Here is a 12,264-nt window from a genome sequence, read left to right as displayed (position 1 = left end):
GACGGGCCCTAGGATCGACGACCATGGATCTCGGCCTGAAGGATCGCGTCTACATCGTCACCGGCGGCACCCGCGGGCTCGGCCGGGCGGGGGCGGAGGCCCTGGTCGCCGACGGCGCCCGGCTCGTGCTCACGTCGCGCTCGCAGGAGGCGGTCGACGCCGCCGTCCGCGAGCTGGGCGACTCCGTCGTCGGCGTCGCGGCCGACAACGCCGACCCGGGCACGCCGGAGCGGCTGGCCGACACCGCGCTGGACCGCTTCGGACGGCTCGACGGCGCCCTCGTCAGCGTCGGCGGGCCGCCCGCCGGCAAGGTCACCGATCTCACCGACGACCAGTGGCGCGCCGCCTTCGACAGCGTCTTCCTCGGCGCCGTCCGGGTGGCCCGCGTCGTCGCCGCACGGCTGTCCGGCGGCGGCGCACTGGCGTTCGTGCTGTCCAGCTCGGTGAAGGCGCCCATCGCCGGGCTGGCCGCGTCGAACGGGCTGCGGCCGGGCCTCGCCATGGTGATCAAGCAGCTCTCCGACGAGCTGGGGCCCGACGGCGTCCGAACGGTCGGCCTGCTGCCCGGCAGCATCGAGACCGACCGCCTGCGCGAACTGGCCGCGATGTCCGGCCGCGACCCCGAGGAGGTCAAGGAGGCGGCGTCGCGGACCATCCCGCTGCGGCGGTACGGCCGGCCCGAGGAGTTCGGCCGGGTGGCCGCGTTCGTCCTCTCCCCCGCCGCGTCCTACCTCACCGGCTCGATGATCGCCGTCGACGGCGGCTCGATCCGCTCCCTCTGACGCCTCCGCTCGGCGGAGTTGATCACGTGAAGTAGGGGTGCTCCCGCTTCCCCAGGAATGCATGCCTGTGGAAGCGGGAGCACCCCTACTTCACGTGATCAACTCCCCGGGGGCCGGAGCGGCGGACCGACGCGGGACCGGCGGGCGGGCGGGCGCGAGAGCGGCGGTCAGGCCGTGCGGGCCGAGACGTCCTGCAGGGCGAACTGGGTGCGGTACAGCTCGGCGTAGGCGCCGTCGGCGGCCAGCAACTGCTCGTGGGTGCCGCGCTCGACGATGCGGCCGTCGTCGACGACGAGGATCTGGTCGGCGCCGCGGATGGTCGACAGGCGGTGCGCGATGACCAGTGACGTCCGCCCGGCGAGCGCGGTCTCGAGCGCCCGCTGGACGGCCACCTCGGACTCGGAGTCCAGGTGGGCCGTCGCCTCGTCGAGCACGACCACGCGGGGCGCCTTGAGCAGCAGCCTGGCGATGGCCAGGCGCTGCTTCTCGCCGCCGGAGAGCCGGTAACCGCGGTCGCCGACGACGGTGTCGAGGCCCTCGGACAGCGACCGGACCAGCCCGGCGATCTGCGCCGCCTCGAGGGCCGCCCACAGCTCGTCGTCGGTGGCGCCGGGACGCGCGTAGGCGAGGTTGTAGCGGATGGTGTCGTGGAACATGTGCGCGTCCTGCGTGACGATGCCCACGGCCTCGTGCAGCGACTCCAGTGTGACGTCGCGCACGTCGTGACCGCCGACGCGCACCACGCCCGAGGTCGGGTCGTAGAGCCGCGCCACCAGGTGCGTGATGGTCGACTTGCCGGCGCCGGACGGGCCGACCAGCGCGACCAGCTCCCCCGGCGCGACGTCGAACGAGACGCCCTTCAGCACCGGCTCCGGTGACGCCGTGACCGGCCGGGCCACCGCTTCCAGCGAGGCCAGCGAGACCTCGTTGCCCGGGTAGGTGAAATGGACGTCTTCGAGCTGGACGGACAGCTGCTCGTCGCCACCGGGCAGCGGCCGGGCGCCGGGCGCGTCGCGCACCATCGGCGACAGGTCCAGCACTTCGAAGACCCGCTCGAAGCTGACCAGCGCCGTCATGATGTCGACCTGGACGTTCGACAGGGCGGTCAGCGGCCCGTAGAGGCGGGTCAGCAACGCGGCCAGCGCCACCAGCGTGCCCACCTCGAGGGTGCCGCCGATGGCCAGCCAGCCGCCGACGCCGTAGACGACCGCCGTGGCGAGCGAGGCGAGGAAGGTGAGACCGAGGAAGAAGTAGCGCGCGTACAGCGCCTGCACGACGCCGATGTCGCGGACCCGGCCCGCGGCCTGCCCGAAGTCGGCGTTCTCGTTCTGGTAGCGGCCGAAGATCTTCACCAGCAGCGCGCCGGAGACGTTGAACCGCTCCGTCATGGTCTGGCTCATCGCGGCGTTGAGCTGCATGGACTCGCGGCTGATGTCGGCCAGCTTGCGGCCGATGAACCGGGCCGGCAGCAGGAACAGCGGCACCAGGACCAGCACGATCAGGGTGATCTGCCACGACAGCACGATCATCGCGCCGAGCGCCAGCACCAGGGTCACGGCGTTGCTGACCACCTGCGACAGCGTGCCGGTGAACGCCTGCTGGGCGCCGATGACGTCGCTGTTGAGCCGCGACACGAGCGAGCCGGTCTGCGTGCGGGTGAAGAACGCGACCGGCTGGCGCTGCACATGGTCGAAGACCTGGCGACGCAGGTCGAAGATCAGCCCTTCGCCGACCCGCGCCGACATCCACCGGCCGACCAGGCCCAGGATGACGTCGACCACGGCCAGTGCGGCCACCGCGAGGGCGGCCCAGACGACGACCGACCGGTTGCCGGCGCTGACGCCGCTGTCGATGAGCACCTTCAGCAGCAGCGGCACGGCCGCCGCGGACGCCGCGGCGGCGACCGTGGTGGCGAGGAACACCGCCAGCTGGAGGCGGTAGGGCCGGCCGTACCCCGCGATGCGCTTCACGGTGCCCCGGGCCAGCCGCTTGTGGGTGACCGACTGGTCGCCGGAGAACGACCTGGAGGCGCGCCACGCCTGACCCATCCCCATCGACACCGGCGTCGACCTCCTCACGTCTGCTGCCGACCATCATGCGACCTGGCGCCGACAACGCCACCCGGCGGGTGGTTCTTCCCCCGTTCGCTCTGAGCGTGCCGATCTCCGGCGAATCGTCACGCACCGTAATCGATCTCGCCCCCGCCGGCACCGGTGAATTCGTTACACACGGTGACAGAACCGGTCCGTACCGGGACATGCCGACAGACCGGCCGGAGTGACCCCGACCGGCTGTGTGGCAGCGATTCCGGGCGCACTGAACACGCCGATGGTGCTCCACGCAAAGAACGCGAACTAGCACCGACACTGCCTTCACGTCACTCTGCGTGAAAGCACACCGAATACTCAGGCAATGACGTGATCCAAGATCAACAGTGCGGAGTGCGACGGTTTAGGGCTGCCCGATATGTCGGACTCGCCGAACAGTGCTACCGACTCTGACCAAGATCAACTGAACTGAAAGAAGGCCCCTCGGGTTCGAGTACGACGACTCGAGATTCCGCCGAACGATTCACCGGCCGGGCTGGCTCGGTGACTCGCCGCCGCATCGCCTCTGCAGGCGTGCGCGCCGGGGACCGCGCAATGGGTGACGAAGCGTTTGTCGGGGTGATCGAGCTGCTGGAGGCCACCCTCCTCCGGCATCTCGACCAACTGGGGCTAGATTCAGGCCTGCTTCTTCGCCTTGCCTCGTGTGGCCCCTCCACGGCCTCGTAGGTTGACACCGGATTCAGACAGAACCCGGTGGACGAACCCGTAGGAACGCCCGGTTTCCGTGGCGAGCTCGCGGATGCTCCGGCCACCTTCGTACTTCTTCTTCAGGTCAGAGGCGAGCTTGTCACGCTGCCCCCCACTGATCCGCGCGCCTTTTACCAACTTCTCGGCCACGCGTCCTCCCGTTTCGTTGTCCTGCATGACAGAGGACAATGATCCGCTCCATTACGCTTTTTCGCCACTCGAAGGCTCGATCGTCCCTCCAGGGAACGAAAAAGCGCAGGGCAGATCGACCTCTCTATGCGAGTGAGACGAGCTCCGCATAGTCGGGGTTCCACAGATCTTCGACTCCGTCGGGAAGCAGCACGACCCGCTCCGGGCCGAGCGCCTCGACGGCGCCTTCGTCGTGGGTCACCAGGACGATCGCGCCGGCGAACGAGCGCAGCGCGGCCAGCACCTCCTCGCGGGAGGCGGGGTCGAGGTTGTTCGTCGGCTCGTCCAGGAGCAGCACGTTCGCGCTGGACACGACCAGCGACGCCAGCGCCAGCCGGGTCTTCTCGCCGCCGGACAGCACGCCGGCCGGCTTGTCGACGGCGTCGCCGGAGAACAGGAACGAGCCGAGCACGCGCCGCGCCTCCAGTTCCGGGAGGTCAGGCGCGGTGCTGCGCAGGTTCTCGAGCACCGTGCGCGAGGTGTCGAGCGTCTCGTGCTCCTGGGCGTAGTAGCCCAGCCGCAGGCCGTGTCCGGGCTCCACAGCACCGGTGTCGGCCGTCTCGATGCCGGCCAGCAGCCGCAGCAACGTCGTCTTCCCGGCGCCGTTGAGGCCCAGGATGACGACCCGGCTGCCGCGGTCGATGGCGAGGTCGACGTCGGTGAAGATCTCGAGCGACCCGTACGACTTGGACAGCCCGGAGGCCGTGAGCGGCGTCTTGCCGCACGGCGCGGGGTCCGGGAAGCGCAGCTTGGCCACCTTGTCCGAGCGGCGCTGCTCCTCCAGGCCGGACAGCAGCCGCTGGGCCCTGCGGTCCATGTTCTGCGCCGCGGTGGCCTTGGTGGCCTTGTAGCGCATGCGGTCGGCCTGCGCCTTGAGCGCGGCGGCCTTCTTCTCCGCGTTGGCCCGCTCGCGGTGCCGGCGACGCTCGTCGGTCTCGCGCTGGGCGAGGTAGGCCGTCCAGCCGATGTTGTAGACGTCGATGGTGGCGCGGTTGGCGTCGAGGTGGAAGACCCGGTTGACGGTCTTGTCGAGCAGCGCGACGTCGTGGCTGATGACCACCAGGCCGCCCTTGTAGGCGCGCAGGAAGTCGCGCAGCCAGACGATGGAGTCGGCGTCCAGGTGGTTCGTCGGCTCGTCCAGGAGCAGCGTCTCGGCGTCGGAGAACAGGATGCGGGCCAGCTCGACCCGGCGTCGCTGACCGCCGGAGAGCGTCTTCAGCGGCTGCGAGAGCACGCGGTCGGGCAGCCCCAGGCTGGCGGCGATGCTGGCCGCCTCGCTCTCGACGGCGTAGCCGCCGGCCGCGAGGAACTCGGCCTCGAGCCGGGCGTAGCGGCGCATGCCGCGCTCGTGCTCGTCGAGGTCGCTGGAGGCCATCTGCTTCTCGGCCTTGCGCATGCTCGCGACGACGACGTCGAGCCCGCGGACGCTCAGGATGCGGTCGCGGGCGATGATCTCGGGGTCGCCGGCGCGCGGGTCCTGCGGCAGGTAGCCGATCGGGCCGGTGCGGACCACCGACCCGGACGCCGGCTGCCCCTCGTCGGCCAGGATGCGGGTGAGCGTGGTCTTGCCGGCGCCGTTGCGGCCCACGAGGCCGACCTTGTCGCCGGGACCGATGCGGAAGCTGGCGTCCTCGAGCAGGATCTGCGCGCCTGCGCGCACTTCGAGCTGATGAGCGGTGATCATGTCAGGGTGAACTCTCCGTGGCCTCGGAATGGGTGGGCGATCGGTCCAGCACGATCAGTCCGCCACGGGCATCATGGTGTGCAGTCTACGCGGGAGGTGAATCGGCCATGAAGTTCAACCGGCGGGCACGCCTGGATCCTTCCCAGGTGTCCGACCAGCGTGGCCGGCGCCCCGCCGGCCGCACGGCGGCGGCCGGCGGAGGCATCGGGGTGGTCATCCTCGCGTTGCTCGCGCTGCTGACCGGCACCAACCCGGCCGACCTCATCGGCGGCGACGACGGCACGCCGCAGGTCCAGGCCGAGCCGGGGTCCGAGGGCGAGCTGGAGCGCGAGTGCCAGGTCGTCTCCGACATCGACGAGAACCCCGACTGCCGGTTCGTGCTCTACGTCAACTCCGTGCAGGCGTTCTGGGACGACTACTTCACCGCGGCCGGCCAGCAGTACACGCCGTCGACGACGACGTTCTTCACCTCGTCGGTCACCACGCGCTGCGGCACGGCGTCGTCGCAGGTCGGGCCGTTCTACTGCCCCGGCGATCAGAAGGTCTACCTCGATCTCGGCTTCTTCGACCAGCTGCGCACCACGTACGGCGGTCCCGGCGGCCAGTTCGCCGAGGCGTACGTGCTGGCCCACGAGTACGGTCATCACGTGCAGAACCTCACCGGCCAGATGAATCGGGTCCGCACCCAGTCCGGGCCCGACTCCGACGCCGTCCGCCTCGAGCTGCAGGCCGACTGCTACGCCGGCATGTGGGCGCACGCCGCCACCACCGCCGAGGACGAGACCGGGCAGCCGCTGATCACCGACCTGACCGACCAGGACGTCGCCGACGCGCTGGCCGCCGCCGAGACCGTCGGCGACGACTACATCCAGGAACGGTTCCAGGGCACCGTCACGCCGGAGTCGTGGACGCACGGCTCCAGCGAGCAGCGGCAGCGCTGGTTCACCACGGGCTTCCAGACCGGCGACTTCGCGGCCTGCGACACCTTCGCCGCGTCGTCCCTGTGACGCCGTGGTGATCGAGGTCGACGCCGTCACGCATCGGTACGGCGAGCGGACGGTTCTGCGCGACGTCACGGTGACGCTGACCGAGCAGCGGGTCGGCGTCATCGGGGCCAACGGATCGGGCAAGTCGACGTTCGCGCGGCTGCTCAACGGGCTGGTGCTGCCGTCGTCGGGGTCGGTGACGGTCGACGGCCTGTCGACGCGGCGATCCGGCGCGGAGGTGCGGCGGTCGGTGGGGTTCGTGTTCACCGACCCGGACGCGCAGATCCTCATGCCGACGGTCGCCGAGGACGTCGCGTTCGGGCTGCGCGACCTGCCGCGGTCCGAGGTCCCCGCGCGGGTCGCCGAGGCCCTCGCGTCGTTCGGGCTGGCCGGGCACGCCGATCACCCGGCGCATCTGCTGTCCGGCGGGCAGAAGCAGCTGCTGGCGATCTGCTCGGTGCTGGCGACGGAGCCGAAGGTCCTCGTCTGCGACGAGCCGACGACGCTGCTGGACCTGCGCAACACCCGCAAGGTGCTGACACTGCTGGCCGAGCTGCCGCAACGGGTCGTGCTGGTCACTCACGACCTCGACGCCGTCCTGGCCATGGACCGCGTCCTGGTGTTCGACGACGGCCGCCTGGTGTTCGACGGCCGGCCTCAGGAGGCTGTCGAGTTCTACGTCGATCTGGTGTCGCGTTGACTGTGCCGCTCGCCGTTGGGTGACAGTTCGCCGTCCCCTCCTGCCCATTCCCTCGGCCGCGCAACCAGCGATGATCATCGACGATCCCGTCCACATCACCAGGCGTTCTCCCCCTCTTCGAGGCATGCATGCCTCGCAGAGCGAACACAGTCCTGGGCATAGCCCCAGATCACGGCCGCCACCCGCGGCGGCGGCTGCGAGACCAAACGCCGTACCGCGGCCAACGGCACACGACGGCGAACCGCCGCCAGCCCAGGCGACGGTGCACCCGAGCGAGCGTGCCCGCACTCCCCCGTCCCCCTGATAGCTGCCCGTTCTTGGGCCGTGGGGGCGCGGGTCAAGTCCAAGGCCCCCAACCAGGCACCAAGCGCACCCAGCAGAGGCCGCGGACTCGAGGCGCGCCCCCGCGGCCAAGACAATCGGCAGCAGGGGGACGACCCACTGTCGCCACTCCCCCGGCGAACCCCACCTCCTGGCGAACGAGACGGCGAGCGGGACGGCGAGCTGGGCGAACTCAGCCGAAGTCGACCGGATCGATGCGCACGCGCACCGACCCCCCGGTACGCCGCGCCGAGCGGATGCCGGCCGCCGACCGCAGCGCCGCCGCGAGCGCCGTCCCCGCGGCTCGGGGCGCGCGGATCATCGCCCGCGCGGCGTCGTCGACCGGGACGGGGCCGATGACTTCGGCGCCGGTCGGCAGCTCGAGGTGCATGAGGAGGTCGTCGACGTCGGCGGGGGCGCCGGTGAGCTCGGCGACGCGGGCGGCGGGCGGCAGGTGCAGGGACGTCCGCTCGGCCAGTTCGCGACCCGCGAAGCCGGCCGGGTCCCAGCGGACCAGCGCCTGGACGGCCGGGGCGCCGGAGTCGGCCACGACGACGATCTCGCCGCCCATGGGGCCGGGACGGACCAGGGCGGCCGCCCGCAGCCAGCGCCGCAGCGCCTCCTCGGCGGCGCGCAGCCCGGTCCGGGCCAGCAGCGCCGTGCCGTCGAGCAGCAGTGCCGCGGTGTAGCCGTCGTCGGCGACCGGCTCGGCGCCGGGCGTCGCCACCACCAGCGCCGGCTCGGCGCCCACCGTGGAGCGGACGGCGTCGCCGCGGGACAGCAGCACCGGGACGCCCGGAAACGCCCGGCCCAGCTCCTCAGCCGTCCGCCGCACCCCGACGACGGTCGCGCGCAACGCTCCGTGCCCGCACTCCGCGCACCGCCACGACGGGTGCTCCGTGGCGCACCAGGCGCACCTCGGCGGCCGATCGGCCTGACCGAGCACCAGCGGCCCGGAGCAGGCCGCACAGCGCGCCGGAGTGCGGCACCTGGCGCAGGCGACGCCCGGCAGGTAGCCGGCCCGCGGCACCTGCACCAGCACCGGCCCGCGGCCGAGCCCGGCCCGCGCCGTGCGCCAGGCCAGCGACGGCAGCCGGGCGGTGCGGGCGGCTTCGTCGCGGGCCTGCTCGTGGTCGTCGCCGCTGGTGTGCACCCGCGGCGACGCGGCCCGCACGGTCTGCCGCGACGGCGTCACCGGCCGGGCCCAGCCGGTGACGAGCAGCTGCTCGGCTTCGGCGGTTCGGGCGAACCCGCCCACGACGGCGGCCGCACCGGACTGGTGGGCGCGCAGCAGCAGCACCTCGCGCGCGTGCGGGTACGGCGCCCGCGGCTCGGCGTGCAGGTCGTCGCCGTCGTCCCAGACGACGACCAGCCCGAGGTCGTGCACCGGCGCGAACGCCGCCGACCGGGTTCCGACGACGGCCTTCACGGCGCCGCGGCGCACCGCCAGCCAGCGCTTGTAGCGCGCGGACGGCCCGGCGTCGGCTTCCAGCTCGACGTGCCGGCCCTCCCCCAGCAGCTGGGTCAGCGCCGACGACACCAGCGCGACGTCGCGGCCGTCGGGCACCACCACCAGCGCGCCCCGCTGGCCGGACAGTGCCGTGGCGACCAGTCGGGCCAGGAGGCCGGGCCAGTCGGCGGCCGGGCCGGGGTTCCAGACGGCACGCGGAGTGCCTCCGGCGGCCAGCGCGTCGAGGAGCGCGACGCCGTCGGTGTGCTGTGCCCACCCGCCGGGATCGGGCCGCTCCGGCAGGGCCGGCGGCTCGGGCGACGCGGCCTTCTCGGCGGTGGCGTGCCGGGGCGGGACGGCCAGCCGCAGGACGTCGGAGACGGTGCCGGCGTAGCGGTCGGCGACGGCGCGGGCCAGCGCGGCGATCTCAGGCGCCAGCACCGGCTCCGGCGACACCACCCGGCGCAGCCGCGCGAGCTTGCCGCCGTGGTCGCTGGAGTCCTTGCGAGCGACGACGAAGCCGTCGTGGTCGGTGCCGGCGAACCGCACCGACACGCGAGCGCCCACGACGGCGTCGTCGGCCATGGAGGCGGGCACGAGGTAGTCGAACGGCCGGTCGAGGTGCGGCAGGCCGACGTCGACCAGCACGGCGGCCACGGGGTGCTCGTCAGCGACCGGCTCAGGCTCGCGGGTGCGGAACCGGCGCTTGCCGGGCGCGGCGACCAGGGCCAGCTGGTCGGGCTCGGCCGGCTCGGATGCGCTCACAGACCGTTTCTACCGCACTGGCGGCGCCGACCTCGCGTTGTCCACAGGCTCACCCGGGGATGCGGTCCAGATTCTCCACGACGCCCACCTGAGCGCCTCGTGCGGCCGGCGCCGCCGGCGTCGCGCACAGCCCCGTGCCGAGCAGCACGTTGAGCGCGGCCGCCAGCTCGTCGTTGCGCGCGATCAGGTCCTCGACGGTGAGCGCCACGCTGACCTGCCGCTCGCCGTCGGGCGAGGAGAACGCGTACGTGACGAAGCCGAGCGTGCTGCCGGTGTGGCCGTAGGCGACGCCGCCCTCGACCGGCGCGCACTCGGCGGGCAGCGCCTGGATGCCCAGCCCGTAGGAACCCTCCGACTGCGGCGTCAGCTCCCGCGCCTGCGCCAGCAGCTCGGCCGGCAGCAGCGTGCCGTCGAACATCGCCCGGAAGAACGTGTTCACGTCGGCCGTCGTCGAGATGACGGCGCCGGCCGCCCACAGCAGCGTCGGCGAGATGCGGGTGGTGTCGAGCAGCGGCCGGTCCGGGTCGTTGGTCGCGAGGAACGCGTGCGGGTGCTCGCCCCGGATGACCGGGCTGAGCCGCGGGATGGACGTCTGCGCCAGGCCGGCCGGCTCGAACACCCGCCGCTTCAACTCGTCCTCGACGGCGTTGCCGGTGAGCTCCTCGACCAGCAGGCCGGCGACGTAGAAGCCGGTGTTCGAGTAGCTCATGGAGTCGCCGGGGACGAAGTCGAGCGGCCGCGAGGTGGCGATGTCGATCAGCCGCTGCGGCCGCAGGACCTGCAACCGCCCGCTCTCGACGTCCGCCGGCGAGCCCTCGGCCAGCGACGGGAACAGGTCGAGGAAATAGTCGGGGACGCCGCCGGTGTGGCTGAGCAGCTGGCGCACCGTGATCGGCTCGTCGTACGGCAGCACGCCGGGCAGGTGCTCGGCGACGGTGTCGTCGAGGCCCAGCCGGCCCTCGTCGACGAGTTGCAGCACGACGGTGGTCAGCATGGCCTTGGTGACGCTGCCGATGCGGACCCGGTCGGTGGGTTCGACCGGCTCGGGACGCTGGTCGAGCGGATCGCGGTCGCCGGCCGCGGCGGACCACACCGCGTTGCCGTCGCGGACCTCGACGAGGGCGCCCGGCGCGCCGGCCGCCACGACGGCGTCGAGGGCCCGCTCGAGCGCGGGCACGTCGATCCCGTCGCCGGTGGCACCGGCGGGGACGGCCGCGGCGGCCGTGGTGGCGGTCAGCAGGGCGGCGGTGGACAGGGCGGCGATCGGCAACAGGCGGCGCATGACCACCACGCTACGGACGCCGCCGGGCCGCCCGCTGGGACCCGGGGACGATCTTCGCCTCCGCCGCGCGGACGATCAGCCGGCGGCGGCCCTTAGGGCATCGACCCGATCCGTGCGCTCCCAGGTGAAGTCCGGCAGCTCGCGGCCGAAGTGCCCGTAGGCGGCGGTCTGGGCGTAGATCGGCCGCTTGAGGTCGAGGTCGCGGATGATGGCCGCGGGCCGCAGGTCGAAGACCTCGCTGACGGCGTTCTCGATGCGCTCGACCGGGACCGTCTCGGTGCCGAAGCACTCGAGGAACAGGCCGACCGGCTCGGCCTTGCCGATGGCGTAGGCGACCTGCACCTCGCAGCGGCTGGCCAGCCCGGCCGCGACGACGTTCTTCGCGACCCAGCGCATGGCGTAGGCGCCGGAGCGGTCGACCTTCGACGGGTCCTTGCCGCTGAACGCGCCGCCGCCGTGCCGGGCCATGCCGCCGTAGGTGTCGATGATGATCTTCCGCCCGGTGAGGCCGGCGTCGCCCATGGGGCCGCCGATCTCGAACCGGCCGGTCGGGTTCACCAGCAGCCGGAAGTCGTGGCCGTCGAGCTCGAACGTCTCGAGGACCGGCTTGACCACCTGGTTGGCGATGTCGGGGGTGAGCAGCTGCTCGAGGTCGATGTTGGCCGCGTGCTGCGTCGACACGACGACGGTGTCGAGGCGGACCGGGCGGTCGCCGTCGTACTCGATGGTGACCTGGGTCTTGCCGTCGGGACGCAGGTACGGCACGGCGCCGGACCGGCGGACCTCGGCCAGCCGCTGCGCCAGCCGGTGCGCGACGAGGATGGGCAGCGGCATGAGCTCGGGCGTCTCGTCGCTGGCGTAGCCGAACATCAGGCCCTGGTCGCCGGCCCCCTGGAGGTCCAGCGGGTCGAGGTCGCCCTCGACGCGGCGCTCGTACGCGGAGTCGACGCCCTGCGCGATGTCCTGCGACTGCGAGCCGATGGACACCGACACGCCGCAGGAGTAGCCGTCGAAGCCCTTGGTCGAGGAGTCGTACCCGATGCCGAGGATGGTGTCGCGCACGATGCCCGGGATGTCGGCGTAGCCGCGGGTGGTCACCTCACCGGCCACGTGGACGAGGCCGGTGGTCACCATGGACTCGACCGCGACACGGCTGTTGGGGTCGTCCTTGAGCAGCGCGTCCAGCACGGCGTCACTGATCTGGTCGCAGATCTTGTCCGGATGACCCTCGGTGACGGATTCGGACGTGAACAGACGTAGAGACAACCCATGCCCCCTCTCATGACGCGGACTTCTCCCAGGAAGCCCAA

At 72.3% G+C, this 12,264-nt stretch carries 9 protein-coding genes; 3 read left to right on the top strand and 6 right to left on the bottom strand.

Translation table 11 applies throughout. From position 1 onward, the window contains the following. Positions 1 to 23 precede the first annotated feature (23 nt). On the top strand, positions 24 to 782 hold the full coding sequence (locus tag DZA62_RS20065; protein ID WP_116950694.1) for an SDR family oxidoreductase: 759 nt from the start codon (positions 24 to 26) through the stop codon (positions 780 to 782). A gap of 167 nt (positions 783 to 949) precedes the next feature. Here DZA62_RS20065 and DZA62_RS20060 read toward each other — a convergent pair whose 3' ends face one another. The 3 genes from DZA62_RS20060 to DZA62_RS20050 all read right to left on the bottom strand — a co-directional run bounded on the left by DZA62_RS20060 (position 950) and on the right by DZA62_RS20050 (position 5,450). Further along, positions 950 to 2,836: an ABC transporter ATP-binding protein gene (locus tag DZA62_RS20060; RefSeq protein WP_116950693.1), complete on the bottom strand. Its 1,887-nt coding sequence runs from the start codon at positions 2,834 to 2,836 to the stop codon at positions 950 to 952. Positions 2,837 to 3,505: 669 nt separating this feature from the next. After that, positions 3,506 to 3,727, bottom strand: coding sequence for a helix-turn-helix domain-containing protein (locus DZA62_RS20055; protein ID WP_074946318.1), 222 nt, complete (start codon positions 3,725 to 3,727; stop codon positions 3,506 to 3,508). A 124-nt stretch (positions 3,728 to 3,851) separates the two neighbouring features. Beyond that, positions 3,852 to 5,450, bottom strand: coding sequence for an ABC-F family ATP-binding cassette domain-containing protein (locus DZA62_RS20050; protein ID WP_116950692.1), 1,599 nt, complete (start codon positions 5,448 to 5,450; stop codon positions 3,852 to 3,854). Positions 5,451 to 5,557: 107 nt separating this feature from the next. Here DZA62_RS20050 and ypfJ point away from each other — a divergent pair, with 107 nt between their 5' ends. Next, complete coding sequence (gene ypfJ, locus DZA62_RS20045; protein WP_116950691.1) at positions 5,558 to 6,457, top strand: KPN_02809 family neutral zinc metallopeptidase; 900 nt, start codon at positions 5,558 to 5,560, stop codon at positions 6,455 to 6,457. A gap of 7 nt (positions 6,458 to 6,464) precedes the next feature. Beyond that, positions 6,465 to 7,136, top strand: coding sequence for an energy-coupling factor ABC transporter ATP-binding protein (locus DZA62_RS20040; protein ID WP_116950882.1), 672 nt, complete (start codon positions 6,465 to 6,467; stop codon positions 7,134 to 7,136). Positions 7,137 to 7,650: 514 nt separating this feature from the next. On the opposite strand, the gene DZA62_RS20035 is transcribed toward DZA62_RS20040, so the two are convergent. From DZA62_RS20035 to metK, 3 genes are all read right to left on the bottom strand, one after another. Beyond that, positions 7,651 to 9,672, bottom strand: coding sequence for a primosomal protein N' (locus tag DZA62_RS20035; RefSeq protein WP_116950690.1), 2,022 nt, complete (start codon positions 9,670 to 9,672; stop codon positions 7,651 to 7,653). 49 nt (positions 9,673 to 9,721) lie between these two features. Next, positions 9,722 to 10,954: a serine hydrolase domain-containing protein gene (locus DZA62_RS20030; RefSeq protein ID WP_157987789.1), complete on the bottom strand. Its 1,233-nt coding sequence runs from the start codon at positions 10,952 to 10,954 to the stop codon at positions 9,722 to 9,724. Positions 10,955 to 11,029: 75 nt separating this feature from the next. Continuing rightward, positions 11,030 to 12,220, bottom strand: coding sequence for a methionine adenosyltransferase (gene metK, locus DZA62_RS20025; protein ID WP_116950688.1), 1,191 nt, complete (start codon positions 12,218 to 12,220; stop codon positions 11,030 to 11,032). Between the last annotated feature and the right edge of the window lie 44 nt (positions 12,221 to 12,264).

Source organism: Jiangella endophytica, assembly GCF_003427025.1.
Classification (GTDB): Bacteria; Actinomycetota; Actinomycetes; order Jiangellales; family Jiangellaceae; genus Jiangella; species Jiangella endophytica.
The sequence above is the reverse complement of the archived record's forward strand: the minus strand, read 5'-3'. Positions and strand labels throughout refer to the sequence as shown.